This window comes from Bacteroides sp. Marseille-P3684, assembly GCF_900291465.1.
In the GTDB taxonomy this organism is placed as follows: domain Bacteria; phylum Bacteroidota; class Bacteroidia; order Bacteroidales; family Bacteroidaceae; genus Phocaeicola_A.
This window is the reverse complement of sequence record NZ_LT985808.1, coordinates 3420266-3447141: the sequence shown is the minus strand read 5'-3', so window position 1 is coordinate 3447141 and position 26876 is coordinate 3420266. Positions and strand designations below refer to the sequence as shown.

The 26876-nt window shown below is 55.0% G+C and carries 23 protein-coding genes and 1 pseudogene; 16 read left to right on the top strand and 8 right to left on the bottom strand.

Annotation, left to right across the window (positions count from 1 at the left end; genetic code table 11):
* Nucleotides 1-422: 422 nt before the first annotated feature.
* The 6 genes from C8275_RS13615 to purL all read right to left on the bottom strand — a co-directional run bounded on the left by C8275_RS13615 (nt 423) and on the right by purL (nt 8990).
* The gene (locus tag C8275_RS13615; protein ID WP_106625557.1) at nt 423-1193 is read right to left on the bottom strand and encodes a TIGR03915 family putative DNA repair protein; all 771 of its coding nucleotides are present in this window, start codon (nt 1191-1193) and stop codon (nt 423-425) included.
* Nucleotides 1190-2479 carry a putative DNA modification/repair radical SAM protein gene (locus tag C8275_RS13610; RefSeq protein WP_106625556.1) on the bottom strand — a complete coding sequence of 430 codons (1290 nt, stop codon included), beginning with the start codon at nt 2477-2479 and terminating at the stop codon, nt 1190-1192. Before C8275_RS13610 ends, C8275_RS13615 begins: the two co-directional genes overlap by 4 nt.
* A gap of 27 nt (nt 2480-2506) precedes the next feature.
* Nucleotides 2507-4003, bottom strand: coding sequence for a glycoside hydrolase family 10 protein (locus C8275_RS13605; protein ID WP_106625555.1), 1497 nt, complete (start codon nt 4001-4003; stop codon nt 2507-2509).
* 69 nt (nt 4004-4072) lie between these two features.
* Nucleotides 4073-4651: a chromate transporter gene (locus tag C8275_RS13600; protein WP_106625554.1), complete on the bottom strand. Its 579-nt coding sequence runs from the start codon at nt 4649-4651 to the stop codon at nt 4073-4075.
* On the bottom strand, nt 4648-5199 hold the full coding sequence (locus tag C8275_RS13595; protein WP_106625553.1) for a chromate transporter: 552 nt from the start codon (nt 5197-5199) through the stop codon (nt 4648-4650). Before C8275_RS13595 ends, C8275_RS13600 begins: the two co-directional genes overlap by 4 nt.
* A gap of 86 nt (nt 5200-5285) precedes the next feature.
* Nucleotides 5286-8990 (bottom strand): phosphoribosylformylglycinamidine synthase, encoded by a 3705-nt coding sequence (gene purL / locus C8275_RS13590; protein ID WP_106625552.1) that lies wholly within the window; start codon nt 8988-8990, stop codon nt 5286-5288.
* Between the two features lie 229 nt (nt 8991-9219).
* On the opposite strand from purL, the gene C8275_RS13585 reads away from it, so the two are divergent.
* From C8275_RS13585 to C8275_RS14900, 4 genes and pseudogenes are all read left to right on the top strand, one after another.
* The gene (locus tag C8275_RS13585; RefSeq protein WP_199881940.1) at nt 9220-9813 is read left to right on the top strand and encodes a Crp/Fnr family transcriptional regulator; all 594 of its coding nucleotides are present in this window, start codon (nt 9220-9222) and stop codon (nt 9811-9813) included.
* Nucleotides 9814-9916: 103 nt separating this feature from the next.
* A complete protein-coding gene (locus C8275_RS13580) occupies nt 9917-10798 on the top strand; it encodes a pirin family protein (protein WP_106625551.1) in 882 nt (293 codons plus the stop codon).
* Between the two features lie 31 nt (nt 10799-10829).
* Nucleotides 10830-11090, top strand: coding sequence for a GNAT family N-acetyltransferase (locus tag C8275_RS13575; RefSeq protein WP_369861198.1), 261 nt, complete (start codon nt 10830-10832; stop codon nt 11088-11090).
* Nucleotides 11091-11929: 839 nt separating this feature from the next.
* Nucleotides 11930-12182: pseudogene (locus tag C8275_RS14900) on the top strand (AAA family ATPase); the annotation flags it as partial.
* A 183-nt stretch (nt 12183-12365) separates the two neighbouring features.
* Here C8275_RS14900 and C8275_RS13565 read toward each other — a convergent pair.
* Entirely contained in the window at nt 12366-13409 is a 1044-nt protein-coding gene (locus C8275_RS13565; protein ID WP_106625846.1) for a competence protein CoiA family protein, read from the bottom strand.
* A gap of 332 nt (nt 13410-13741) precedes the next feature.
* On the opposite strand from C8275_RS13565, the gene C8275_RS13555 reads away from it, so the two are divergent.
* The 8 genes from C8275_RS13555 to fmt all read left to right on the top strand — a co-directional run bounded on the left by C8275_RS13555 (nt 13742) and on the right by fmt (nt 21317).
* The gene (locus C8275_RS13555) at nt 13742-14419 is read left to right on the top strand and encodes a LysE family translocator (protein ID WP_106625549.1); all 678 of its coding nucleotides are present in this window, start codon (nt 13742-13744) and stop codon (nt 14417-14419) included.
* Between the two features lie 14 nt (nt 14420-14433).
* Nucleotides 14434-14991 (top strand): DUF4924 family protein, encoded by a 558-nt coding sequence (locus C8275_RS13550; protein WP_022384338.1) that lies wholly within the window; start codon nt 14434-14436, stop codon nt 14989-14991.
* 89 nt (nt 14992-15080) lie between these two features.
* Nucleotides 15081-16646 carry a peptide chain release factor 3 gene (locus tag C8275_RS13545; RefSeq protein WP_106625548.1) on the top strand — a complete coding sequence of 522 codons (1566 nt, stop codon included), beginning with the start codon at nt 15081-15083 and terminating at the stop codon, nt 16644-16646.
* A 132-nt stretch (nt 16647-16778) separates the two neighbouring features.
* Nucleotides 16779-17276, top strand: a complete 498-nt coding sequence (gene fldA, locus C8275_RS13540; RefSeq protein ID WP_106625547.1) for a flavodoxin FldA — start codon at nt 16779-16781, stop codon at nt 17274-17276.
* 62 nt (nt 17277-17338) lie between these two features.
* Nucleotides 17339-17686 (top strand): DUF2023 family protein, encoded by a 348-nt coding sequence (locus C8275_RS13535; protein ID WP_022384341.1) that lies wholly within the window; start codon nt 17339-17341, stop codon nt 17684-17686.
* 196 nt (nt 17687-17882) lie between these two features.
* On the top strand, nt 17883-18452 hold the full coding sequence (locus tag C8275_RS13530) for an L-threonylcarbamoyladenylate synthase (RefSeq protein ID WP_106625546.1): 570 nt from the start codon (nt 17883-17885) through the stop codon (nt 18450-18452).
* 13 nt (nt 18453-18465) lie between these two features.
* Nucleotides 18466-20262, top strand: coding sequence for a chloride channel protein (locus C8275_RS13525; RefSeq protein WP_106625545.1), 1797 nt, complete (start codon nt 18466-18468; stop codon nt 20260-20262).
* A gap of 80 nt (nt 20263-20342) precedes the next feature.
* On the top strand, nt 20343-21317 hold the full coding sequence (gene fmt / locus C8275_RS13520; protein ID WP_106625544.1) for a methionyl-tRNA formyltransferase: 975 nt from the start codon (nt 20343-20345) through the stop codon (nt 21315-21317).
* A gap of 126 nt (nt 21318-21443) precedes the next feature.
* On the opposite strand, the gene C8275_RS13515 is transcribed toward fmt, so the two are convergent.
* Nucleotides 21444-22208, bottom strand: coding sequence for a NigD-like protein (locus C8275_RS13515; protein WP_106625543.1), 765 nt, complete (start codon nt 22206-22208; stop codon nt 21444-21446).
* Nucleotides 22209-22417: 209 nt separating this feature from the next.
* On the opposite strand from C8275_RS13515, the gene C8275_RS13510 reads away from it, so the two are divergent.
* The 4 genes from C8275_RS13510 to C8275_RS13495 all read left to right on the top strand — a co-directional run bounded on the left by C8275_RS13510 (nt 22418) and on the right by C8275_RS13495 (nt 26850).
* On the top strand, nt 22418-22945 hold the full coding sequence (locus tag C8275_RS13510) for an RNA polymerase sigma factor (RefSeq protein WP_106625844.1): 528 nt from the start codon (nt 22418-22420) through the stop codon (nt 22943-22945).
* On the top strand, nt 22942-24189 hold the full coding sequence (locus C8275_RS13505) for a porin family protein (RefSeq protein WP_106625542.1): 1248 nt from the start codon (nt 22942-22944) through the stop codon (nt 24187-24189). The genes C8275_RS13510 and C8275_RS13505 overlap by 4 nt, the downstream gene beginning before the upstream one ends.
* A 440-nt stretch (nt 24190-24629) precedes the next feature.
* Complete coding sequence (gene rpe / locus C8275_RS13500) at nt 24630-25283, top strand: ribulose-phosphate 3-epimerase (RefSeq protein ID WP_106625541.1); 654 nt, start codon at nt 24630-24632, stop codon at nt 25281-25283.
* 1 nt (nt 25284) lies between these two features.
* Entirely contained in the window at nt 25285-26850 is a 1566-nt protein-coding gene (locus C8275_RS13495) for a ComEC/Rec2 family competence protein (protein ID WP_106625540.1), read from the top strand.
* Nucleotides 26851-26876 lie beyond the last annotated feature (26 nt).

The following is a 26876-nucleotide window of genomic DNA, read 5'->3' as shown; positions in this document are numbered from 1 at the left end:
ATTGTTCATGGAGCGATAGGTTGCTATCAACGCCGCGAATATACGGATAAATATCCATATATTGCTATCCTCACCGGAAATCCCTATCTTCGTACCTCCCTTCCGAACTCCCGTTTTGCCTGACTCCTGCCAGTCACAGGACGTTCTCCTTCATTCCATCGGCGTTCAAATCCTGTTTTTCGACACCCCTTTTCACCCTTCTCAAATCACCTTCTTGCGCATCTCCTGACCTGCATTTCGCGCAACTCGCTGTCACACCAACCGTGAGCCCTGTTTGTGAGATGCGCATCTCGTCACCAATGAGATGCTCATCTCAGGAGAATGAGATGCTCATCTCGCGACAAGCAGATGCGCATCTCGTTGCTGTCTCTTTGAGTCGGAAGGCTCAGGGGCATGCTTTAGCGGATGGATGTCTGTTGCTCTTACTTCCCATTCTTCTCCGTCAGATATTTCCAGTAGCGGACGGGCATGTCCTGACGCTGCTTGCGCGGGTTCATGCGTTCGCGGATGCAGATGGCCTTGAAGTAGGTGCGCCACAGTTCCTGGAAGAGCTTCTCGTCCTTGTCAAGCAGGGACTCGTCGAGCTTGCCCGACTGGAAGTGAGGCAGCTGCTCGTCGAAGTGCACGCAGGTCACCTCCCGGCAGTCGTAATAGTAACCGTAGTGTCGGCGTCGGTCATAGAGCAGAAAGGGCTGGTCGGCAAAACGGTCGCGGAAATGGTCGATGGCAAGCGGAAGGATATTGTAGAGCGGTTCCATGAGTGCAAAATAGGTGCCGTCGGCTGCTTTCTGGAAGCGGACGAACTGGAGCATGCGCAGCCGTTCGTGTGCCACCTTGCGGCAGGTATTGGTGACGAAGAGCACGTCGGGGTCGGCAAAGTTGCGCTCGATGCTCTGCGGGGAGTCGATGGACTTGCGGATGTAACGGAAGAGGGGCATGTCCAGCTCCGGCAGTTCGGAGAGGTAGGCAGTGGCAAGGCAGGAGAGGGCCTGGTGGGAGAGCTTCTTGCGGAGGGCATTCCAGACGCGGGTGGCTTTTGCCTCGTCGGTGATGACGGTGTGTTCCTCCTCGTAGAACAGGGGGAGGGGGACCTCGTCTCCTTGCAGGACATCGGGGAAGGAGCGGCGTGCATAGGCATCAAAGACTGCCGTCAGGAGTCCGTCGAGGGTGCGGTCGAAGCGGAAAATCGTCATGGTAGCAGGGGAGTGGGTGAGGCGGAGTCGCCGAAGTCGAGTGTCAGCTGACGGTCATCGGTCTTCCGCTTGGGATGCGGGACGAGGAGCCGGCGCACATTCTCCGGATGCAGTTCGTGGATGGTGGGCGAAACCAGCTCGCCGCACGTGATGAAGTACCTTGCCTTCTTCATCACCACTCCCATCTTCTTCAGGTGGAAAGAGGTGACACGGCCGAAGCGTCGCGAGTTGACAATCAGCGTGGCGGACTTGACCCCGATGCCCGGCACGCGGAGAATCAGCTCGTAGTCCGCCTTGTTGATGTCGACGGGAAAGACTTCCGGGTGACGCAAGGCCCACGCCAGCTTGGGGTCGACCTCCAGGTCAAGGTCGGGATGGGCATCGTCCACGATTTCGTCCACCCGGAACTGGTAGAAACGCAGCAGCCAGTCTGCCTGATAGAGCCGGTTCTCCCTCACAAGGGGCGGTTGCTTGAGCAGAGGCAGCCGTTTGTCGTAGGTGTTCACATGGATGTAGCCGGAGTAGTAGACGCGGCGCATCGTGGGACGGGCATACAGGGCGGAAGAGAGGCGCAGGATGTCGCGGTCACGGTCTGCCGTAGCACCGACAATCATCTGTGTGCTCTGTCCGGCGGGGACAAAGCGGGGCACATGGCGGCAGTGGCGCCGGTCCTCCTTGTTCTCCAGGACACCTTGCTGGATGAACGACATGGGTTCGTAGACGCTGCGGAAGTCCTTCTCCGGGGCAAGGAGCTTGAGGGAGTTCTCGTTGGGAATCTCAATGTTCACGCTCATGCGGTCGGCATAGAGTCCGGCTTCATTGACCAGCTCGCGACTGGCTCCGGGGATGCTCTTCAGGTGGATATAGCCGTTGAAGCGGTGGATGGTGCGCAGGTCTTTTGCCACACGGACGAGCCGCTCCATGGTATAGTCGGGGTTGCGTACCACACCCGAGCTGAGGAAGAGCCCCTCGATGTAGTTCCGTCGGTAGAACTCCATGGTCAGCTCGACCAGTTCGCGGACGGACAGCGTGGCGCGGGGGATGTCGTTGCTCGTGCGGTTGATGCAGTAGGCACAATCATACATGCAGTAGTTGGTGAGCATGACCTTGAGCAGCGAGATGCATCGTCCGTCGTCGGCAAAGCTGTGGCAGATGCCTATTCCCCCGACGGTGTTGCCCACTCCCGTCCCACGGTTGGCACGTACGGTTCCGCTCGACGAACACGACACGTCGTATTTCGCCGACTCCGTCAGGATACGCAGCTTGTTGAGGGTCTCTTCAGTCATGGCTGTCGGGAGTGGACAAGGGGGACTTTACAGTTTGACTTTCTTCTTCACCGCTTTCGACTCGTTCTGCAGGTGGTCGAGGGCGGTCACTACATAATAACAGGTAGTCTTGCCGTCTTCGTAGGGAAGTTTGTAGAAGGTGTCGCGAGTGATGGTGACAATCTTTGACGGGTCTTCCAGGTCGCGCTTCTCGCCTTTGGCAAAGCGGTAGACCACGTACTCGATGGCACGGTCCATCTCATGCCGGGCTTTCGGGGCGGTCCAGCAGAGGATGTATCCGTCTTCCATCCAGACCGGTTTGAGCTTGCGGACCTTCTTCGGCGCTTTCTTGTCCATGAAGGGGAAGAGCGGTTGCAGGGCAGGGTAGCGGTGGTAGTAGCGGCTGAGGGCTTCGCGGTAGTTGCCCACGTTGTCCACGACGGCGGCTGCATACCACTGGCAGGAGCCTTGGATGGCAGGTTGCGAGCGTTGGAGCTGCATCTTGCGTGCCTGCTGGTGGATGTTGGGGTTCTGCAGGTCCGGTTTCTTCACGGTGCGCATCACGTCCTGTCCGATGAAGAGCGGACGGTTGTCGGCATGACGTGCCCACCAGCCGACGAGTTCGGCATAGTCGGCTGCCGGATGTCCGATTTCCCAGTACACCTGCGGAATGTTGTAGTCCACCCATCCCTTGTTGACCCAGAGGAGGATGTCTGCATAGAGGTCGTCATAGTTCTGCAGACCGTTGGTGCGGCTTCCGTTGGGGTCGCTCTTCTGGTTGCGGTAGATGCCGAAGGGAGAGATGCCGAACTTCACCCAGGGCTTGGCGGAGCGGATGGTCTCGTGCAGTTCCTGGATGAGGAGGTTGACGTTGTTGCGTCGCCAGTCGGCGCGGTTGGCATAGCCTGTCCCGTACTGTGCAAAGCTCACGTCGTCGCGGATGGGGACACCGGCGACGGGATAGGGATAGAAGTAGTCGTCCATGTGGATGGCATCCACGTCATACCGCTCCACGATGTCTTTCACAATCTGGCAGATGTAGGCGCGGTTCTCCGGATAGCCCGGGTCGAAGTAGAGCTGTCCTTCGTACTCGATGAAGCGGTTGGGATAGAGCTTGGCGGCATGGTTGCCTGCCAGCGTGGCCGTGCCTTTGGTCTTGGCGCGGTAGGGATTGATCCAGGCATGTAGCTCCATGTTCCGCTTGTGGCATTCTTCCACCATGAACTGCAGTGGGTCCCACAGGGGCGAGGGAGCCTTGCCTTGCACACCGGTGAGGAAGCGGCTCCACGGTTCATACTTGGAGGCGTAGAGGGCGTCGCCCTCGGCACGCACCTGGAAGATGATGGCATTGATGCCGGCTTGCTGGAGTACGTCGAGCTGCCGGATGAGGGTCTGTTGCATGGTTTGAGGCGACATGCCCTGGAACTGTCCGTTCACGGCTTGTATCCATGCACCGCGGAACTCACGTTTGGGTGCCGTCTGTCCGTAGACTGTCCCGCAAAAGAGGAGCAGCAACAGGAGGGGGAGGAGAGTCTTGTTTCTCATAGGATCTGTTATTCGATAGATTGCTTGTATTGATGGTTGCAAATATAGGCGATTCGCAGCAAAGGACCGTCAGATGGAGTAGACTATTCCGCCCACGGCACTGCAGAGGATGATGAGCAGGATAGGATTTACCTTATAGATATACGAGGCAATGAACGTGCCGGCAAAGAGCAGGATGCTCACAACGACCTGCAACATCGATTCGTCGGGGCTGCCGAAGTTGGCGGTGTTCATCAGCAGCAGGGCGGAGGCGGCAAGCAGTCCGACGACCGCCGGACGCAACCCTTTGAAGACGGACTCCACCGTGGGGTGCTTCTGGAACTTCAGGAAGTATTTGCTGATGAGCAGCATCAGCACGAACGAGGGGAAGCACACGGCAAAGGTGGCGATGATGCTGCCCAATACGCCGACGACAGGCGAATAGCCGGCATGGACGATAGCGGAATAGCCCACGTAGGTGGCAGAGTTGATCCCGATGGGACCGGGAGTCATCTGGCTCAGTGCGACGATGTCGGTGAACTCGGAGCTGGTGAGCCATCCATAGCGGGTCACCACTTCGCCCTGAATCATGGAGAGCATGGCATAGCCTCCGCCGAAACCGAACAGACCTATCTTGAAGAAGGTGTAGAAGAGTTGCAGGAATATCATGACTTGGCTTGTTTATGGTTCTGGTAGCGTCCCCAGCAGTAACCTCCCACACCGGCAAGGACGATGACATAGATGGGAGAGAAGCCCCATGCCCAGATGAGCAGGGCTCCCAGGATGGGAATCCACACATTGAAACGGTTGATTTTACTAGACTTCGCCACGGTGAACGTGGGGGCGGCAATCAGGGCGACCACACCCGGGCGGATACCCTTGAAGATGTTCTCCACCAGGGGGTATTCCTTGAAGCTCTGGAAGAACAGGGCAATGAGCAGCATGATGAGGAACGAAGGCAGGATGGTGCCCAGCGCACAGGCATAGCTGCCCTTGGTGCCTTTCAGCTTGTAGCCGATGAAGATGGCAATGTTGACGGCGAAGATGCCCGGTGCCGACTGTGCCACTGCCATGAGGTCGACGAACTCTTCGCGGCTGATCCAGTTCCGCTTGCGAATCAGCGCGTCTTCAATCAGCGGAATCATGGCGTAGCCTCCTCCGATGGTGAAGATGCCGATCTTGAAGAATAGCAGGAAGAATTGCAGATAGGTGTTCATATCAAAATAAGGATAGGTCAGAAAGGAAAGGGCTGTGCCACACGACACAGCCCTTCCGCATGGTTATCTAAATTGGAACGAGAAGCTTATGCTTTGTGTGCTTCCACCCACTTGCGGGCATTGACGAATGCCTCAAACCACGGCGTGATCTGGTCGCTGTCTCTGCGCTCAGCCGGATAGCAGGCGTTCTGCCAGGGGAAGAAGGCACGCTCCAGGTGGGGCATGATGGCGATGTGACGTCCGTCTGCACTTGCCAGGGCGGCTACGGAATAGTCGGAGCCGTTCGGGTTGCCGGGATACTCGTCATAGCTGTATTTTGCCACCACATTGTATTTGTCTTCATCGTAGGGCAGGGAGAACTTGCCTTCGCCGTGAGCCACGAAGATGCCCAACTTGCAACCGCTCAGTGAGCCGAACATCACGCTCCGGTTCATCGGGATGGTCAGACCGACGAAGGAGGACTCGAACTTGTGGGAGTCGTTGTGGAGCATCTTGCCGCGTTTCTCGAACTCCGGATTGATGAGGTTCAGCTCCATCATCAGCTGGCAGCCGTTGCAGACACCGAGTGAGAGGGTGTCCTTGCGGGCATAGAACTTGTCGAGGGCTTCCTTCGCCTTCGGGTTGAAGAGGAAGGCTCCAGCCCAACCTTTGGCAGAACCCAGGACGTCGGAGTTGGAGAAGCCGCCGCAGAACACGATCATGTTGATGTCCTCCAGTGTCTCACGTCCGCTGACCAGGTCGGTCATGGTCACGTCCTTCACATCAAATCCTGCCAGGTAGAGGGCATACGCCATTTCGCGTTCGCCGTTCGTACCTTTCTCACGGATGATGGCTGCACGGACACCGCTCGGCGTACGGCGGTCGGGGTCGACACCATATTGTGAGAACTTGCCGGTGAAGTCCTTGTTGAACACGAACTCCACGGGTTGCTGCTTGTAGTTCTCGAAACGCTTCTTGGCGCATCCGTTCATGCTCTGCTTGCAGTCGAGCAGGTAGGAGGAGTAGTACCAGACATCGCGCAGGTAATCGATGCCGAACTGATAGGTGGCATCCTTATGCTCTACGAGGATGTGGCGCTCGTCCGTCGGCTTGCCCAGCTTCACGTAGCCCACACCGGCATCTTCGAGAATCTTCTTCACCTCATCCTTGTGCTTGTCACTCACCTGGATGACAACACCGGGGTTCTCGGCAAAGAGAATCTTCACGAGGTCGTCCTCCTTGATTTTGTTCAGGCTGATGTTCAAGCCGCCTTCGGTGTTGGCAAAGCACATCTCCAGCAAGGTCGTGATGAGACCTCCGGCAGAGATGTCGTGGCCGGCAAGTATCAGGCCTTTCTTCACCAGCTCTTGGATGGCGAGGAAGGCATCGCGGAAGTATTCGGGGTTCTGTACAGTGGGTACATCGTCGCCTACCTTATAGAGTGACTGTGCAAAGGCGGAGCCGCCCAGGCGCAGTTTGTCGAAGCTGAAGTCCACGTGGTAGAGGGTCGTCTTGCTGTCGTTCACCAGTACGGGCGATACCACCTTCTTCACGTCGGACACTTCACCGCCGGCGGATACGATGACCGTTCCCGGGCTGATGACCTTATCGCCGTTCGGGTATTTCTGGGTCATGGACAACGAGTCCTTGCCGGTCGGTACGTTGATTTGCAGGGCGCAGCAGAAGTCCGAGAGTGCCTTGACGGCGGTATAGAGACGGGCATCCTCTCCTTCCTGAGAGCGGCAGGGCCACATCCAGTTGGCTGAGAGCGAGATGCTGTCCATGCCGTCGGCGAACGGTGCCCAGACAATGTTCGTCAGTGCTTCGGCAACCGACAGGACAGAACCGGCAGCAGGGTCAGCCAGGGCAGCTTGGGGTGCATGGCCGATGGCTGTGGCGATACCTTTCTCTCCACGGTAGTCGAGGGCTACCACACCACAGTCGCTCAGCGGCAACTGAAGTTCGCCCTGACATTGCTGGCGTGCCACTTTTCCGGTCACCGAACGGTCAACCTTGTTGGTGAGCCAGTCCTTGCAGGCAACAGCCTCCAGCTGGAGCACGTTGCGCAGGTATTCGTTGAGTTTGGACGCATCGTAGGTCACATTCTCATAGTGACGCTCCACGGTGTTGTCCACCATATAAGTCTTCGGGGAGGAACCGAACATCTGGTCGACGGCAAGGTCGAAGGGACGTACCCCGTCAGCCTGCTGGAAGGCGAAGCGATGGTCGCCGGTCGTCTCGCCGACAACGTACATCGGGGCACGCTCGCGCTCGGCAATCTTCTGCACATGCTCGATGGCTTTCTCGTCGATGAGCAAGCCCATGCGCTCCTGGCTCTCGTTGGCAATGATTTCCTTGGCAGAGAGGGTATGGTCGCCGATGGGGAGCTTCGACATGTCAATCAGTCCGCCACACTCTTCCACCAGCTCCGAGAGGCAGTTCACGTGGCCTGCCGAGCCGTGGTCGTGGATGGAGACGATGGGGTTCACATCCTCCTCGCAGAGGGCACGCACCACGTTGTTGGCACGTTTCTGCATTTCGGCGTTGGCACGCTGCACGGCGTTCAGCTCGATACCCGACGAGTAACGTCCGGTGTCTACCGACGACACGGAGCCGCCACCCAGACCGATGCGGTAGTTGTCACCGCCGATGACCACCACCTTGTTGCCGGCTTCGGGTTTGCCTTTCAGGCAGTCGCGTTGGGTGCCGTAGCCCACACCACCGGCAAGCATGATGACCTTGTCGTAGCCGTAGAACGTCTCCTTCTCCTGATGCTCGAAGGTCAGCACCGAACCGCAGATGAGCGGCTGACCGAACTTGTTGCCGAAGTCGGACGCACCGTTGGAAGCCTTGATGAGGATTTGTTCGGGTGTCTGATAGAGCCATTTGCGCACCGGCAGCAGCTTCTCCCAGGCACGACCTTCCTCCGTACGCGGATAGGAGGTCATGTAGACAGCCGTTCCGGCAATGGGCCAGGAACCCTTGCCGCCACCCATACGGTCGCGGATTTCACCGCCCGTACCCGTCGATGCACCGTTGAACGGTTCCACCGTGGTGGGGAAGTTGTGCGTCTCGGCCTTCAGGGAGATGACGGTCTTGATATCCTTGATGACAAAGTAGTCCGAGGTCGAGTGGTCGGCAGGTGCGAATTGCTCCACGACCGGTCCTTCGGCGAAGGCTACGTTGTCCTTGTAGGCGGAAATAATCTTGTTGGGATTCTCGGCAGTGGTCTTCTTGATCATCTGGAAGAGCGATGACTCCATCTCCTTTCCGTCGATGATGAATGTTCCGCCGAAGATTTTGTGGCGGCAGTGTTCGGAGTTGATTTGTGCAAAGCCGAAGACCTCCGAGTCGGTCAGCTTGCGTCCCAGGTCTTTTTCTACTTTCAGCAGGTAATCCATCTCCTCACGCGAGAGTGCCAGTCCCTCTTTCTCGTTGTACGCTTCGAGGTCGTCGATATAGACGATGGGTTGGGGCTTGATGTTAGTGGTGAACACGTCCTGTGTCAGTCCGTGATACATGCGCTGGAGCATGGGGTCATAGTCAGCGTGTTCGTCCTTTACAGGGAAGTACTCTTCAATGCGGAGGATTCCTGTCAGGCCCATGTTCTGGGTGATTTCCACGGCGTTGGTGCTCCATGGGGTAATCATTTCCTTGCGGGGACCGATGAAATAGCCCGTCAGGTTCTCTTCTTTCTCAACAGTGGCTTCGCCAAAGAGCCAACAGAGCTTCCGCGTGTCTTCGGCACTCAATTCACGGTTGGCTTCCGTGGCAATCACTGTGTTAGTGGATGTTCTGAAAAATAGAATCATATACTTTTGAGTTATGGATAAGTGTATTATGCTCGTTTGTATGCCGGCTTTGGAAAGCCTGCGCAAAAGTAGTCAAAATCTGTGAGTGAGCAATATGGATTTCCCTCTTTTCCGCGTGTAATCTTGGCAGATAGACAGACATTCCCTATGTTTGCATGCCGTGTGGAGCAACAGGCCGCCCCACCGTGCAGTGAACCTGAACTACAAACCACATCCAACCGTTTTGTGTATGATGGATTTACAGACCTTCGATGCTTTCTTGGCATCCAACATCGACATCGACCCCGCCATCGTTGCCCGGCTGACGCAGACCTGCCGGCGGATGGAGCTGAAGAAGGGGGAGTTTGCCTTGCGGGCAGGCGAGACGTGCAAGCACAGTTTCTTTGTGGAGCACGGACTGCTGAAACAGTACACCATCGACGAGAAGGGGAAGGAACATATCCTCCTTTTCGCTCCTGAATATTGGTTTGCCGCCAACATCGAGACCGTGCACTTCGGTCGTCCGTCCGACTATTTCATGGAGGCGCTCGAACCGACCAGCATCCTGCTGCTTGACCAACCCCTCATCGACCGTCTGTCGGAAGAGTTCCCTGCCTTCCGCAACTTCAACAGTAACCTGCTGCACAGTCAGATTCAGGAACTTCAGGGACGGGTGACGCAGCTGCTCAGCTCTTCCGCCGAAGAGCGTTACCTCGACTTCACCCGTCGTTTCCCTTCACTCATGCTCCGTGTCTCCCAAGTGCAGATTGCAGCCTATCTGGGCATGACTCCCGAAGCCCTGAGCCGTGTGCGGAGAGACCTGGCGAAGAAGTGGAAGAAGTAGCCTCCGCTGCCCCTCCGCCTCTCAATCTTAACTTACATCAATGCACAGCATCCCCGGTCAGCCTACCTTTGCACTCGAAAACAAAGGAAAGGAGATTAAGACTATGACAACAACCAAACGAATCGAAGTGATTTTGTCGCCTGTGGAGACCCATTGGGTGGGCGATGGTTTCAAGGTACATAACTTTATTCCGGCAGCTCCCGGACTGGACATGCAGCACATGGACCCCTTCATCCTGCTCGACTACAACGCGCCGATGCGTGTCCCGGCTTTGCGCATTCCGGCAGGAGTCGGTGTACATCCTCACCGTGGTTTTGAGACGGTGACCCTCGCCTATCAGGGCAAAGTGCAGCACCACGACAGTGCCGGTGGCGGCGGTATTATTGAGACCGGAGATGTGCAATGGATGACCGCAGCCCGCGGTGTGCTCCACAAGGAGTATTACGAAACGGAGTGGAGCAAGCGGGGCGGCATCTTCCACATGGTGCAGCTGTGGGTGAACCTGCCTGCCAAGGACAAGATGTCCGAGCCGCGCTATCAGGCGATCCGGAATGCCGACATGGGACGTCGGCTGTTGGCGGACGGCAAGAGCTTCGTCGAGGTGATTGCCGGCGAATATGACGGAGTGAAAGGACCGGCAGATACCCACAGTCCGGTGATGCTGATGAATGCTCGTCTGCAGGAGGGTGCGAAGGCGGACTTCTCCTTCCCCTCCAACTACAACACCGGTCTGCTGGTGGTTCAGGGTTCCGCCCTGGTGAACGGACAGAAGGCACCGACCGACCATTTCGTGAAGTTTGCCAACGAGGGTGAGACGTTCACCATCGAGGCAGTGACCGACGATACAGTCGTGCTGGTGATGAGCGGTGAGCCTCTCCGCGAACCCATCGTGTCCTACGGACCTTTCGTGATGAATACCCGTGCCCAGATTCAAGAAGCTTTTGATGACTTCAATCAAGGCAAGTTCGGATACCTGGAAGACTGAAACCGTCCTGATGAACCTTTAAACTGAATGAATGATGGAAATAGTACACAATGCTGCCATCCGGCAGTTTTTTACAGAGATTGATGGAGAAGTGGCTTATGTATCCTATAAGGTGCACAGTGGCAGACTGGAAATCAAGCACACTGTGGTACCGGCAGCTTTAAGCGGACGGGGACTTGCCTCCCAGCTGGTACAGGCAGCCTTCGATTATGCCCGTGCCAACGGACTGGGAACAGCTGCCACCTGTCCTTATGCCAAGAGCTGGCTGGGCAAACACCCGGATTACCAATAAAGCTCTTCCGACTTGTTGCAGACGACTGCCATGCCCTGTCATCGGGGTCTCCGCTTCCACATCCTCCGGTATCTTGCTGGGGACCAGCGGAAGTGGAATCCCGACGGCCGGCGTGGAAGTTTTTTTATGCTTGCTTTGCCTCACTCGTTTTTCATTTTGTCAAAACGTCAAACGAACCCCTCTGAAAATTCATTCCTCGCACCAAAATACAAGCTGGTGCTCAAAACAGCCCTTCTCCGGCAATTTGCAAAATGCATCTTGCTGCCATATTTACTCACACTGTCTCATAACGGAAGAAAATACGTCCGAATGGAATCCTCAAGAATCAGAACCGGGAAATGTAGGGCACATTCTCACACTTTCAGATTTGACGCCTCCGGGAACAAACCAGGAGTGAATGACTCTAAATTTGTGTTTTAAAAATGCAAAACAAGTGTTCCATCTTCCGAATAGTTGACTTCGACGGATGAAACAATATTGTTTGCCGCACGAAACACAAGTGTTTGACCTCCCAAACAATATTGTTTGACGAGTGAAACAATATTGTTTCGCAGTATAATTATTCGTTTCTGCCCCGTCTTCTACATGTTTATGCAATCTGTTTCGCATGAATATTCTTAAAATAGCCTACTTTGCCCGATTTTTCAAAAGTACGCGTTAGCCGGAAACGGTGTTTTCGCTGATTCTGTCAAGCAAAAGGAGTGTTTTGCTTGCATTGTGTTATTGCGGTTGTTTGGGCTTTGTCGTTCCTTGTTGTCGGTTGGTGCAGAAGGAGGTTGCAAATGCTAGTTGTAAAATGCTGTGCTAGTCTGTTTGGGTTTAGAGCGTTTCTTGGCTTTGGCAATCATGTATCCTACTACCGTGACCGCTACGGACAAGAAGGAGACTTGGTGTTCTATCTTGATGGGGTCGTTATACACTGATTAAATGTAAGCTTGGTAGTCGTGAATTTGAGGAAGGAGCAAAGTATCTTTTGGAAATAAAACGACTGATACAGGAGTGTAACAAGGAGAAGAGCAAGTGCTACAGCGTAAACCTGACCTAATGATTGTTATGACAGGTGGTTATATGGCTTACACGTGTCCTGATTGAGTTAAGGTTATACCACTTGCCTATTTAGAGGTGTAGTATATGTGAACTGCATTATTGGATTGATGTTTCTGCGATTCCGTTCTATCGTGTATAAAAAGTACGTTTTGACATACCCTTGTGCAGAATGGTTTATTCTTGTTCAAAACCTGTAACGGGCATTTAGGACTAGTCTGTAGTAAAAAATCAAAGTTTTTGTATCTGTGGCATACTTTTGATTATTTTCTTTATCCGTTCTTCATCCGGCTTAAAAGAAGGGCACTGCATAGCTTCTGCCGGGGCGGGGTATTGCGGTGTCCCAAATTCTTTATATAAGCAGCAAAATATAGGGTTCATGCTTGTATCGAAGCCCGAACGGTGGAAGCGGCATAAGCGACAATCCTTTATGTCAAATCCGATGTTGCGTGCATACACAAGTCCATAGTCATAAACCGTGATGTCGCCCAAATAGTCGGCTTTGCTGTCGATGTTAAGTTCGAGGAGCGCATTGGGCCTCCTTCTTCCTTCATTGCACATGGGCATATCCTCGAAATTTGAAACGAACGTCTTTCCACTTTGGAAAAGGAAGAAACGGAAGAAGTGTCGTTTGGTCAAAGGAGCGACTTTATCCGATTCCCTGTTGAAGCCATAAAAACGTACATTGGAACCCTCGCTAATAAGCGGACGCATCAGTTGCCGAATGTCATCATCCGATTGGATATGAATTTCTATTATCCTTTGCTTGAAATTCAATTTGGCTTCCGTGCTTTTATGGGTAACGTATATTTCTATCAAGACTGGCTCGCGGTTTTCCTTTTCACTATGTGTCAAAAGCAAATCTGCCCGGAACTCATCTACTGGTTGCTCTTCCGTGCAAGTGTCATAGTATTTTTTCAAATCAAACTTTTGGGACGCGGTATCTTGGCAAATGCCTTCTTTGTAGAACGGGCATTCGTTATGCTTGGCACACTTGACCCTGCGGCTGTACTCTATTTCAAAAGCAGAACACTGGTCAAACTTCTTTTTCAGCAGCATTTTTGCCAGTTTGTGCAGATAGGTTTCTTCACTGCACGCCTCGCCATTCTTATGCGCAAAGTGATGCGTATTCTTGCTTCCCAGTTTGGCAACCATTTCCGCGCCGCACGCAATGCAACGGAATGTATGTGCTTGTCGGCATTCAGGAATTACTGAGCTAATGTTTACAATGGCATTGGTTTCATCGTATGCGTAATGGTATTTTATGTTTTTCATCGGACTATATATTAGGGAATAAAGCAAAGATAGTGATTATTTCATTCCGCAGGAGTTTTTATTTATCAAAGAATATGATAGTCTCTGTTGTCTGGCGGATGATTCTTTTAAGGAATTTGCCAATGTATAAGAAAAATACATGATTGATTCTCGCGGATAAAGGGTATATCGGGCTGAAGCTGTTTGAGATTCGGCAGAGCCGGACAAGATGTCCGGTAAGCTTGCCCTTGTGGAACGGAAGGGAACCTTTGCGCGAACCAATGCCCGGTTGGAGTTCAAAAAAGAATGTAAATCCTGTCCCCTCTTTGGCAAAAAAGTCGCATCTTTGCAGCATGAATCTACATTATGCTTGGTTAGAACAGTTCTCGTTGCTTGAATTCCTGGTCAAAGGGTTCATCATCGGTGTGGTCGTATCCGCACCCTTGGGACCCGTAGGAGTGCTATGCATCCAGCGTACACTGAACAAGGGACGTTGGTATGGCTTCGTCACCGGGGTGGGAGCAGCATTGAGCGACATCATGTACAGTCTGATGACAGGCTATGGCATGTCGTTCATCTACGACTTCCTGCAACGTCCGTCGAACATCTTCTACCTGCAACTCATCGGGAGCATCATGCTTTTCTTTTTCGGGCTCTACACCTTTCGCAGCAATCCCGTGCATGCCCTCCGTCCGGTGTCAACCAGCAAAGGGACGCTGGTGCACAACTTTGTGACCGCTTTCTTTGTCACCCTCTCCAATCCGCTGATTATATTCCTGTTTATAGGCTTCTTCGCCCGATTCTCGTTTGTCCTGCCCGGCATCCCGGTCTATGAACAGACGCTGGGCTATCTGGCTATCTTTGCCGGAGCCATCACGTGGTGGTTCAGCATTACCTATTTTGTCAACAAGGTGCGCACGCGCTTCAACCTGCGCGGCATCTGGATTCTGAACCGCGTCATCGGCGGCATCGTCATCGTTGCCTCCCTGGCGGGATTCTTCGGCACCCTGTTGGGTAAATCTCTTTATTAAGTGTCGTCACTACTATGTTCATTGCAAAACAACTCAAGGAATCCAACATCGCAGAATACCTGCTCTACATGTGGCAGGTGGAAGACTTGATACGTGCCAACGGGCTTGACATCGAACGCATCAAGGACAGCATCATCCGTCCGTATGAACTCGACGAGGAACGGAAACGGGAACTCACACAATGGTATGAAGACCTCATCGACATGATGCGCCGCGAGGGAGTGGCGCAGAGCGGACACCTGCAAATCAACAAGAACATCATCATCCTGCTCACCGACCTGCACCTGCGGTTGCTGCGTTCTCCGAAGATACCAACCTACGGGGCGAACTACTACCACGTGCTGCCCTACATCGTCGAGATACGTGCACGGGGCGACCGTCGGGATGTCCCGGAAATAGAGAACTGCTTCGACGCGCTCTACGGGGTGATGCTCCTGAAGTTGCAGAAGCGGGAAGTGAGCCGTGAGACGGCGGCGGCCGTGGCGGAAATCAGCCGTTTCATCGCGCTGCTGGCTGCCTATTATAAAAAGGAGAAGAACGGAGAACTGGACGAACTGCTGGCTGACGAATGAGCGACGGGAATACGAAAACAGCAAGTCCCCGTTGCCGATGAGCCGGGAGTCAGCGAAACCTGAGTACGATAAAAAAACATTCAAGACCCATGAACGAAGTAGAAAGAAGACGAACCTTTGCCATCATTGCCCACCCGGATGCCGGTAAGACCTCACTCACCGAGAAGCTGTTGCTCTTCGGTGGACAAATCCAGGTGGCAGGCGCAGTGAAATCAAACAAAATCAAGAAGACAGCCACCTCCGACTGGATGGACATCGAGAAGCAGCGCGGCATCTCGGTGACGACATCCGTGATGGAGTTTGACTACCATGACTATAAAATCAACATCCTCGACACGCCGGGTCACCAGGACTTTGCCGAGGACACTTACCGCACCCTGACGGCGGTCGACAGTGTCATCATCGTCATCGACGGCGCCAAGGGTGTGGAGACGCAGACCCGCAAGCTGATGGAGGTGTGCCGCATGCGCAACACGCCGGTCATCATCTTCGTCAACAAGATGGACCGGGAGGGTAAGGACCCCTTTGACCTGCTCGATGAACTGGAGGAGGAACTGCACATCGCCGTGCGTCCGCTCTCGTGGCCCATCGACCAGGGACAACGCTTCAAGGGTGTGTACAACATTTATGAGCAGAACCTCAACCTCTTCCAACCGTCGAAACAGGTGGTGACCGAGAAGGTGCAGGTGGACATCCACACCGAGGAGCTGGACGAGCACATCGGCGCTCCGCTGGCAGAGAAGTTGCGTGCAGACCTGGAACTGATAGAGGGTGTCTATCCCGAGTTCGAGGTGAACGACTACCTGAAGGGCGAGCTGGCACCGGTGTTCTTCGGTTCGGCATTGAACAACTTCGGCGTGCAGGAGCTGCTCGACTGCTTTGTGGAGATAGCACCCAGTCCGCGTCCCGTCATGGCGGAAGAGCGTGAGGTGCGTCCCGAGGAACCCAAGTTCACCGGTTTCGTCTTCAAGATAACCGCTAACATCGACCCCAACCACCGTTCGTGCGTGGCGTTCTGCAAGATTTGTTCCGGACGCTTCACCCGCAACACGCCCTACCTGCATGTCCGTCACGGGAAGACCATGCGCTTCTCTTCGCCGACGCAGTTCATGGCGCAACGCAAGACCACGGTCGATGAGGCCTGGGCGGGCGACATCATCGGTCTGCCCGACAACGGCACGTTCAAGATCGGCGATACGCTGACGGAAGGGGAGAACCTGCACTTCAAGGGCCTGCCCAGCTTCTCGCCCGAGATGTTCAAGTACATCGAGAACGCCGACCCGATGAAGGCGAAGCAGCTTGCCAAGGGTATCGACCAGCTGATGGACGAGGGCGTGGCACAGCTCTTCATTAACCAGTTCAACGGACGCAAGCTGATCGGTACCGTGGGGCAGCTCCAGTTTGAGGTAATCCAGTACCGTCTGGAGAACGAGTACAACGCCAAGTGCCGTTGGGAACCCGTCAGCCTCTACAAGGCATGCTGGATCGAGAGCGACGACCCCGAAGAGCTGGAGGCATTCAAGAAGCGCAAGTACCAGTTCATGGCGAAAGACCGTGAAGGACGGGACGTTTTCCTTGCCGACAGCGGCTATGTGCTCCAGATGGCACAGAACGACTTTAAGCATATCAAGTTCCACTTTACCAGCGAGTTCTGATAGGGAGTACTCACATGCGGTTAACCGGAAGTGGGTATTCTCCCGACCGTAAAACCCCTATAAATAGGTATTTCATGTCTGCGTCGGATGCGCTTACTTTGCAACATCCAAACAACGAAAGATGAAATGACTATGAAAAAGATTGGCGTATTTTACGGTTCCTCAACCGGAACGACAGAAGGAGTGGCAGAAACCATCGGACAGAAGCTCGGTGTGGCTGCCGCCGATATACACGACGTGGCAAAACTGACCGCTGACCAGGTTGCTGCCTGTGACCTGCTGGTGCTGGGAACATCAACCTGGGGCGACGGCGAGTTGCAGGACGATTGGTATGACGGCGTGAAGGTGTTGAAGGGTTGCGACTTGAAAGGCAAGGAGATTGCCCTCTTCGGCTGCGGCGACTCCGAGTCCTACTGCGACACGTTCTGCGACGGCATCGGTGTGCTCTATGAAGAATTGAAGGATACCGGTTGCACCTTTGTAGGCAACGGGGTAGACCCCTCCGACTACAACTATTCATCCTCCATCTCCGTGGTCGACGGGAAGTTCGTCGGTCTGCCTCTCGATGAAATCAACGAGCCTGACAAGACCGAAGAGCGCATCGACCGTTGGGTGAAGACGCTCGTCTGAGGACGTTTCGCTCCGCCTGGCTTTTCAAGAAGGATAAAACAACCCCTAAAACTCTATTCCTGATGCCGACCGATATCCATCCTGCCGAATTGAAGGTGTTTCTCAACCATGTCTACGAGTTCAAGAAGGGAGTCCGCAACATGGTGCTCTATACGACCAACAGGAAGTACGAAGCCTTTGCAGTCAACAGGCTGAACAACCAGCACATTGCCTACTGCATACAGCCCATCGACTGTGAACGCATCAACCTCTTCTTCGGGCGTCCGGAGTGCATCAATGCCATCCGCTTCATGACCTCCCGTCCGCTGAACAAGCTGACTCCGGAGGAAGACTTCATCCTGGGAGCCATGCTGGGCTACGACATTTGCGGCCAATGCCGCCGTTATTGTGAAAAGAAAGGTAAAAAGTGATTGATAGGTATCTATAAAGAAGAAGGCGCGAGAGCGGTACAGCCGAATCCAAGGCATGTGCCGCTCTTTTTCATTTGGTTTTTGGGGCTTGGTTGTTGGCTGTGAACAAATATCTTTCTACTTTTGCAACACTTGTTTTCAATGAAGAGGTGTCTTCGAAGCAGTTTGATGCATCCTCCGGTTAAAAAACTAGCCTATGAACGTAAATGAAGATATCAAGCAAGCCTGCGAAGTGCTTGCGCGGGGTGGAGTGATACTCTATCCCACTGATACGGTGTGGGGCATCGGTTGCGATGCGACCAACCCGGAAGCCGTGAAGCGAGTGTATGACATTAAGCAACGCGCCGACAGCAAAGCCATGCTGGTACTGGTCGACTCGGAAGCCAAGGTGGAGTTTTATGTGCGCGACGTGCCTCCTGTGGCATGGGACCTGATCGAGCTGTCCACCAAACCCTTGACCATCATCTATGACGGGGCACGCAACCTGGCGCCGAACCTTCTGGCAGAAGACGGCAGCGTCGGCATACGGGTGACCAACGAACCTTTCTCCAAGCAGCTTTGCTTCCGTTTCAAGAAAGCCATCGTGTCGACCTCCGCCAACATCAGCGGACAACCCGCAGCCGCCGTGTTCAGCGACATTTCAGAAGACATCAAGCAAGCCGTGGACTATATCGTGCAGAGCCGCCGTGAGGAAACCGGTCATCCCAAGCCCTCCAGCATCATCAAGCTGGGTGCCGGCGGAGTGGTGAAAGTGATTCGCGAGTGAGAGGAGGGGCACGATGAACACAGGCACAAGACAACTTTCGCTCCTTCAGCAGCTCATCCGTTGGCGCGAGGAGCACATCAGTGAAAAGCGTTTCGTCCTCCTGCTGAGTTTCCTGGTGGGCATCTTCACGGCGCTTGCCGCGTGGGTACTGAAGATGCTCATTCATCAGATTGAGGCGTTCCTGACCGAGAACTTCGATGCCACACAGGCGAACGGGCTCTACCTGCTCTATCCCGTGGTGGGCATCTTCCTGACGGGACTCTTTGTCCGCAACATCGTGCGCGACGACATCGGGCATGGCGTGACGAAGATTCTGTATGCCATCTCGCGCCGACAGGGACGCATCAAGCGGCACAACGTGTGGTCGTCGGTCATAGCCAGTAGCATCACCATCGGCTTTGGCGGGTCAGTGGGTGCCGAGGCTCCTATTGTGCTGACCGGTTCGGCGATAGGCTCCAACCTGGGACGCATGTTCCGGATGGAGCACAAGACACTCATGCTGCTGGTCGGATGCGGTGCTGCCGGAGCCGTGGCAGGCATTTTCAAGGCACCCATTGCCGGACTGGTCTTCACGCTCGAAGTGCTGATGATTGACCTGACGATGGCATCGCTCCTCCCGTTGCTCATCTCCTGCGTGACGGCAGCCACCTTCTCCTATATTACTACGGGCATGGAAGCCATGTTCCGTTTCAACCTCGATAATCCGTTTGTGGTGGAACGCATCCCGTACGCCATCCTGCTGGGCATTGCCTGCGGGTTGGTGTCGCTCTACTTCACCCGTGCGATGGACTCGATGGAGGACATCTTCCGCAAGTATTCCAACCCTTACATCAAGCTTGCCATAGGCGGTGTGATGCTGAGTGTGCTCATCTTCCTCTTTCCGCCGCTTTACGGTGAAGGATACACCACCATCAACCTGCTGCTCAACGGGACCACACTGGCAGACTGGAACAGTGTGCTCGACAACTCGTTCTTCTACGGGCACGGCAACCTGCTGCTGGTCTACCTGTTGCTTATCGTCCTCTTCAAGGTGTACGCTTCGAGTGCGACCAACGGAGGCGGCGGTTGTGGCGGTATCTTTGCGCCCAGCCTGTTCCTGGGATGCATCACGGGCTTCATCTTTGCCCGCTTCTGCAACCAGTTCAACCTGGGTCCCTACATTCCGGAGAAGAACTTTGCCCTGCTGGGGATGGCAGGACTGATGTCGGGCGTGATGCATGCTCCCCTGACCGGCATCTTCCTCATTGCCGAGCTGACCGGGGGCTATGACCTGTTCCTGGCCCTGATGATTGTCTCCGTCAGTGCCTACCTGACCATCATCGTCTTCGAGCCGCACAGCATCTATTCGATGCGTCTTGCCAAGAAGGGTGACCTGCTGACCCACCACAAGGACCGGGCGGTCCTGACCCTGATGAACGTGGAGAACGTTGTGGAGACCGACTTCGAGAAAGTGACTCCCGACATGGACCTGGGACAGATGGTACAGGTCATCTCGAAGGCACACCGCAACCTCTTCCCCGTGGTCGACGGGCAGGGCGGACTGCTCGGTGTGGTGCTGCTGGACGACATACGCAACATCATGTTCCGGCAGGAGCTTTATCACCGTTTCAAGGTGGAGACGTTCATGGTGTCTCCTCCCGAGCGGGTACTGCTCACCGACCCGATGGACGTGGTCATGCGCAAGTTTGACAACACACAAGCCTGGAACCTGCCCGTGGTGGATGCCGAAGGCAAATACGTCGGCTTCATCTCGAAGTCGAAGATATTCAACAGCTACCGTCAGGTGCTGGTGGAGTTCTCGGCAGACTGACGGACGTCACTTCCAGACGCGGACAACGGCCGGCAGTGGAAGCCGGTCACATTCATTCAAGCATACACAATCATTATACGATGGAAAAGAAAGATTTAAGGATCGTCTACATGGGCACGCCCGACTTTGCCGTGGAGAGTCTGCGTTGCCTGGTGGAAGGCGGATACAATGTAGTGGGCGTGGTGACCATGCCCGACAAACCGATGGGACGTCACGGCAGTGTGCTCCAACCCAGCCCCGTGAAAGTCTATGCGCAGGAGCACGGCTTGAACATCCTGCAGCCGGAGCGGTTGAAGGACGAAGCGTTTGTGGAGGCACTGCGCGCGTTGAAGGCGGATTTGCAGATTGTCGTCGCCTTCCGCATGTTGCCGGAAGTGGTGTGGAGCATGCCTCCGATGGGCACGTTCAACCTCCATGCCTCTCTGCTGCCCCAGTACCGGGGAGCGGCTCCCATCAACTGGGCAGTCATCAACGGGGACAAGGAGACCGGCATCACCACTTTCTTCCTGAAGCATGAGATCGATACCGGCGAAATCATCCAGCAGGTCCGTGTTCCCATCGAGGAGACGGACAATGTAGGCATGGTCCACGACAAACTGATGATGCTGGGCGGCAAGCTGGTCGTGGAGACGGTCGATGCCATCCTGGCAGGGACGGTCAAGACCATTCCCCAGGAGGAACTGACGAGCGGAGGTGAAGCGTTGCGTCCGGCTCCCAAAATCTTCAAGGATACGTGTCGCATCGACTGGAACCGTTCACTCAAAGCCGTTTATGACTTCGTGCGCGGACTGTCGCCCTATCCTGCAGCCTGGACCGAACTGGAACAGCCCGACGGCAAGCGGCTGGTGCTGAAAGTCTATGAGGCTGCCAAGGTTCCTGCCACCCATTCCTTGCCGGCAGGAAGTGTCCACACGGACGGAAAGACCTACTTTCAGGTAGCGGTCGAAGGCGGCTATCTGGACCTGCGGACCCTTCAGCTTGCCGGAAAGAAGCGTATGGGAGTCGCTGACTTCCTCCGTGGCTACAAGCTGACGGACGAACATCGGATGGATTAACCGGGTGACGTTTATTCGTCCCCTTACCTATAAAGAAAAAGGCCCTGTTTCACAACAGAGCCTTTTTGCTTCCATCGTCCCTTTCGGGGCAAAAGGATAGTTTAGTAAGTGAAAGAGAGTATTAATTTATTTAGTTTTTGTGTTGGAAAAGTCTGAAATGGCATATTCTTTCGCATTCTTTTCAAGAGATGCGTCTGCCTTTTCCGCATCCGTCAAGTCGTAGGAGATAATCGTTTCCGTGTCGTTTCCTTCATACACCTTAATAGACAGTTTCCTGGTCTTCCCTTCCGTGTAGCCGGGGATGCTGCTCAACGGGAAGGCTGCCCAGCCCCATTGGAGGAAACGGGGGTGGTCACCCTCGTTGTTGTGACGGAACTCCATGTGGAGCACTCCGTTGCTGTCCGGTTCCTTCTTGTCGCCGACGGTAATCAGGTTGATGAAGTGTGCGATGGTGGAGTTGTTGCCCATCACCGAGAAGTAGAAGTTCAGATGCTTGGCACTCGTGGTGATGCGGCGGATATGGATCGGGTCGTTGCCGATGCTGTCGTTTGCCTCCGCGTCGTCGGCAGGCATGCAGTAGACGTCCTTCGTCAATACCCGGTAGATGTCGTACAGTTCGATGCCCTTGTTGCTGCGGTCCTTTTCATCCACATAGTTGAACGCAGCGATGACACGCTGGTTGTCCTTGTCCGCATCGTGCATCGTCAGGGCGGCGGTGTTGAGCGGAATCAGTTCGCCGCAATTGTCGCTTTCCAATACCCAGCGGCCGTCGCGGTCCGTCACGGTAGCCATGTCCGTATAGTAGACAAACTCGTCGTCATCACAAGCTATGAATGTGGTCGGGAGTGTCAGCAGACACAGCAATCCAAGAAGTAAATTCTTTGTTTTCATAAGGCTTCTAATGTTTGGTTTTTGTGTAAGGTCTCAATTTCTCGTTTTCTGTCTGGTAAATGCAGGGGGCGGCAGAATACTGCATCCGAAACTATTAAAGCTTGTTAATGAGAAAAAGTTACTCCCTTCGTGCAGTATTTTTGCACTTTCATCATTTATAGGATAAAAAAACAGGTAGACTCGTGTTGCAGAAATTAAGTGAAAAGGAGATGGTCGAACGCTGTCGGCAAGGTGACAATGCTGCCCGTAAACAATTGTACGAGCAATATGCCGGCTTGTTGATGGCTGTTTGCGTCCGTTACTCCGGAGACCGCGACACGGCACAGGATATCCTTCACGACGGCTTTCTGAAGGCGTTCCGTTCGTTCGACCGCTTTCAGTACAAGGGAGAAGGCTCGCTGCGTGCCTGGCTGACCCGCATCATGGTCAACGGAGCGCTGGAGCAGTTGCGCAAGCAGAGCCTGATGAACGAACAGCCCATTGAGGAACTTCCGGAGGACATCGAGGACGAGGAAAGCCTGGAGCTGGTTCCTGAAGCGGAGCTGATGCGCTTCATCGCAGAGCTTCCTGCCGGTTACCGCACGGTGTTCAACCTGTATGTGTTTGAAGATAAGAGTCACAAAGAAATAGCCGACCTGCTGGGCATCACGGAGCATACTTCGTCTTCGCAACTGTTCCGTGCCAAGAAGATGCTGCAGCAGAAGGTTTCGGCTTACCTAAAGCAAGAAGGCCTATGAATAAGAATGAAGATAAGTGGACGAAAAGCTGGAAGGAACGCCTGGACAATCACACCGAGCCTGTTCCCGAAGGGCTGTGGGCGGAGCTGGAGCAGGAGTTGTCCCGTCCGCGTGTCATCCCCTTTTACCGCCGTTATGCCGCCGTGGCAGCGGTTGCCGTCCTCGTCGTGCTCTCCACACTCAGCCTGTGGTGGATGCGTTCGTCGTCGGTGGAGGATGTCGACCGTATTTCCCGGGAGATTGCCTCTCTCACTCCGGTGAGCGACGGTCTGCCGGCTCCGGCTTCCGTGGAACGTCCCCTCCCGATGGTGGCGCAGGCAAAGGAGGCTGCCGCCGGTGCTGCCGGACGTGCGGTGCCGATGCTGATGGCGGCGCGTGCCCTGTCAGCCGACGTTCAGCCGACTGTCGCCGACACGGACGAGAAGCCGCAGGAGTCGGCCGAGCAGCCGGTTGAGGAGCGGAAAGAGGTCGCAGCCCCCCGCAAGAACAAGAATACCTATACGTATGATTTCAGCTCCTCCGCTCCCTGCCGGTCGACAGGCGGACGCTCCTCCGGACGTCGCTGGGAAGTAGGCATGAACGTGGGGAACGGCTCTTTCGGCTCCGAGTCGCAAGGAGCAGGCTACAGGCTGTTGTCCCAGGAGGAACGGGAGTTGATGCCTGTCGGCAACTACTTGTCGAACAGCCCTTACAGCCAGTTGCTCTCAGCTAACCTGAACAATCAGGTCGAGTCGCATACCAAGCACAAGATGCCCGTCACGTTCGGCATCTCCGTGCGTTTCCACCTGAACGACCGTTGGGCGCTGGAGAGCGGTTTGACATACACCAAACTCGCTTCCGAGCTTTGGGCGGGTGCCGAGGACGATTACTATGAGAGCAACCAGAAGTTGCACTACGTAGGCATCCCCTTGAAAGCCAGCTACAGACTGTGGGAGAACGAGCGTTTCTCCCTCTATGCCTCGGCAGGCGGAGCGGTCGAGAAATGTGTGTCGGGAGAAGTCAGCACCACCTACACCCTCAACGGCATGGCAAAGAATCATGAAACAAACGACCTGAAGGTCAAGGAACTCCAATGGTCGGTAGCTGCTGCCGTAGGAGCTCAGGTGAAGCTGACCCGTCACCTGGGACTGTACATCGAGCCGGGCGTGAACTACTATTTCAAGGACGGCAGTGCCGTGGAGACCATCCGGAAGGAACATCCGCTGAACTTCAACCTGCAGACCGGACTGCGCCTTTCCTATTAACTCCCTGTTTTTTGTAAAAGAGCGTCACAGCATGCTCCCGTACGCATCGGAACGTCTGTTTGAAGGTGTTCCGATGGGATTCTCATGTTGTTGATTCTCAAAGAAGAAGTGGTCCCAACCAGTTCCCTGCTTTTGGGACTCCGAGTTCCACGGCTTGGGACTCCGGGTTCCACGGCTTGGGACTTCGAGTTCCACGGCCTGGGACTTCGAGTTCCACAGCCTGGGACTGCTGGTTCCACGGCGTGGAACTGTGATTCCCACGGCGTGGAACTGTGATGGCTCCTCCTGAAGGCGGTCGGACTGCCTTCAGCTATCGGGTAGAAGAGATTCCTCAAGTGCCCGACGGGAGTCAACCGATGTCAGTTTGTCCGTTGAAATACCTGTTGACAGGCATTCGTATGAGAATATAATGGCTATATTTGCAGAAAAACTGTGAACCTATGGCTACTTGTATGATTGCCCCTTCGCTCTTGTCTGCCAACTTTGCCAATTTGCAGGCAGACCTGGAGATGATAAACAACAGTGAGGCAGACTGGCTCCATCTGGATGTGATGGACGGTGTGTTCGTGCCCAACATCTCTTTCGGCTTCCCGGTGCTGAAGCATGTCGCCCGGCTGTGTGAGAAGCCGCTTGACGTCCATCTGATGATTGTGAATCCCGAGAAGTTCATTCCCGAGGTGAAGGCACTCGGAGCCTACATGATGAATGTGCACTATGAGGCATGCGTGCATCTGCACCGTGTCATCCAGCAAATCAAGGAGACGGGCATGAAAGCCGGTGTGACGCTCAATCCTGCCACTCCGGTTGCCGTCCTGGAAGATATCATCGGCGAGGTCGACATGGTGCTGCTCATGAGCGTCAACCCGGGGTTCGGCGGACAGAAGTTCATCGAGAACACGCTGAAGAAGGTGCGTGACCTGCGCGCCCTGATGGAGCGGACGGGAGCATCCCCCCTGATTGAAGTCGATGGCGGAGTGAACCTGGACACCGGCAAGCGTCTGGTGGAGGCGGGAGCGGATATGCTGGTCGCCGGAAATGCCGTCTTCGGTGCGCCCGACCCGGCGGACATGATTCATCGTTTGCGCAACAGCTGAGGTGCAGGCTGTTGAGAGTTGGCTGACGAAATATCCTTTCGTACGATTCGATATTCCTTTTATTGCCGGTATTGCAGCGGTCAATGCCGGACGGGAGATACATGAGGGGACACTCCTTGCCTTGTCGGCAGGGTGTGTCCTTTCTTTATGCCTTTTGCGGTTCTTGAGAGGCAGCTATACTGCCTACCGTTTCCGCTGGCTGTTCGGTGCGGTCTTGATTTTGCTGATTTTCTGCGGAGGCGCGTGGCGCATGACCTGCCGGGTGCAGGAGGCGTCCGTGAAATGGACGGACGGGAAGGAGGTCTGGCACGGATGGGTGGCGGGCATCCCGGAGGAGAAGAAGAAAAGCAGGCTTGTCCCGATGGAGATTGGTGACAGGAACGTGCTGCTCTATGTGCCCAAGGACTCCCTCTCCGCACAGGTTGCCTGTGGGGATGAACTGTGGTTTTACGCCCGTATCCGTCCGCCTCGGAACCGGGAAGGCAGCACGTTCGACTATGCCGCCTACCTGAAGCGTCAGGGTGTCAGCGGCACAGCCTATGCCGGCAAGGACCAGTGGAAGAGGGGCGACCGCCACCGGACGCCCGGATGGAAGCAGTGGGCGTTGCAGCGCCGTGACGAGCTGGTTGATGCCTACCGCTCCTGCGGATTCACGGGGGATGGACTGGCTGTCGTCTCGGCACTGACGCTGGGGGACAAGCGTTCCCTCGACCCGGAGCTGCGGGACCGCTATTCCCGTGCCGGAGCCAGCCATATCTTGGCGCTCTCGGGGTTGCACCTGAACATCATCATGATGGTGGTCAGTCACCTGCTGCTCGTCCGCGACAAGCGTTATCACTGGACGCGGGGACTGATTCTGATAGCCTTTTTGTGGGGCTTCGCCTTCCTCACCGGACTCTCCGGTTCGGTGGTCCGTTCGGCTGTGATGTTCACGGTCTTCATTTTGGGCCGATGCCTGAGACGTCGCTCACCCACGCTCAACTCACTGGCGTTTGCCGCCTGTGTCATGCTGCTCTACGAACCGTATTATTTGTTGGACGTCGGCTTCCAGCTGTCGTTTGCCGCGGTGGCAGGCATTGCGCTCTTCATGCCCGTCTTCTTTCCACGGATGGAGGAGCACCGACGGCTGGGGCTTCACTCGGTCGGTCAGCTGGTCGGCGTGTCGCTGGCGGCACAGCTGGGAGTCGCCCCGCTGGTCGCTTACCATTTCGGGAACTTTTCCGTCTATTTCCTGCTGACGAACCTGCTGGTCATCCCCCTGACGATGATTATATTGTGCTTGTCCCTGCTGTGGTGGGTGCTGTATGGCTTCAGCCTTCCGCTTCAGTGGATGGACAGCCTCCTGCAGGGGATGCTGTGGGCACTGAATGCGGCAGTCTCGTGGGTCAGCCGGTTGTCCGGTGCATCCGTCGACGTGAGCTTCAACGGTTATGACCTGGCTTATTATTACGTCCTGCTGCTCGGACTCCTGGCCTGCTACCACTTCCGCTCATGGCGCACCGTGTACAGGCTGTTGGGATGCCTCTGTGCCTGCCTGGCTGCGGAACTGATTTTCGCCCGGTGGTGAAGATTCCGGGAGACAGTTCCCTGTCA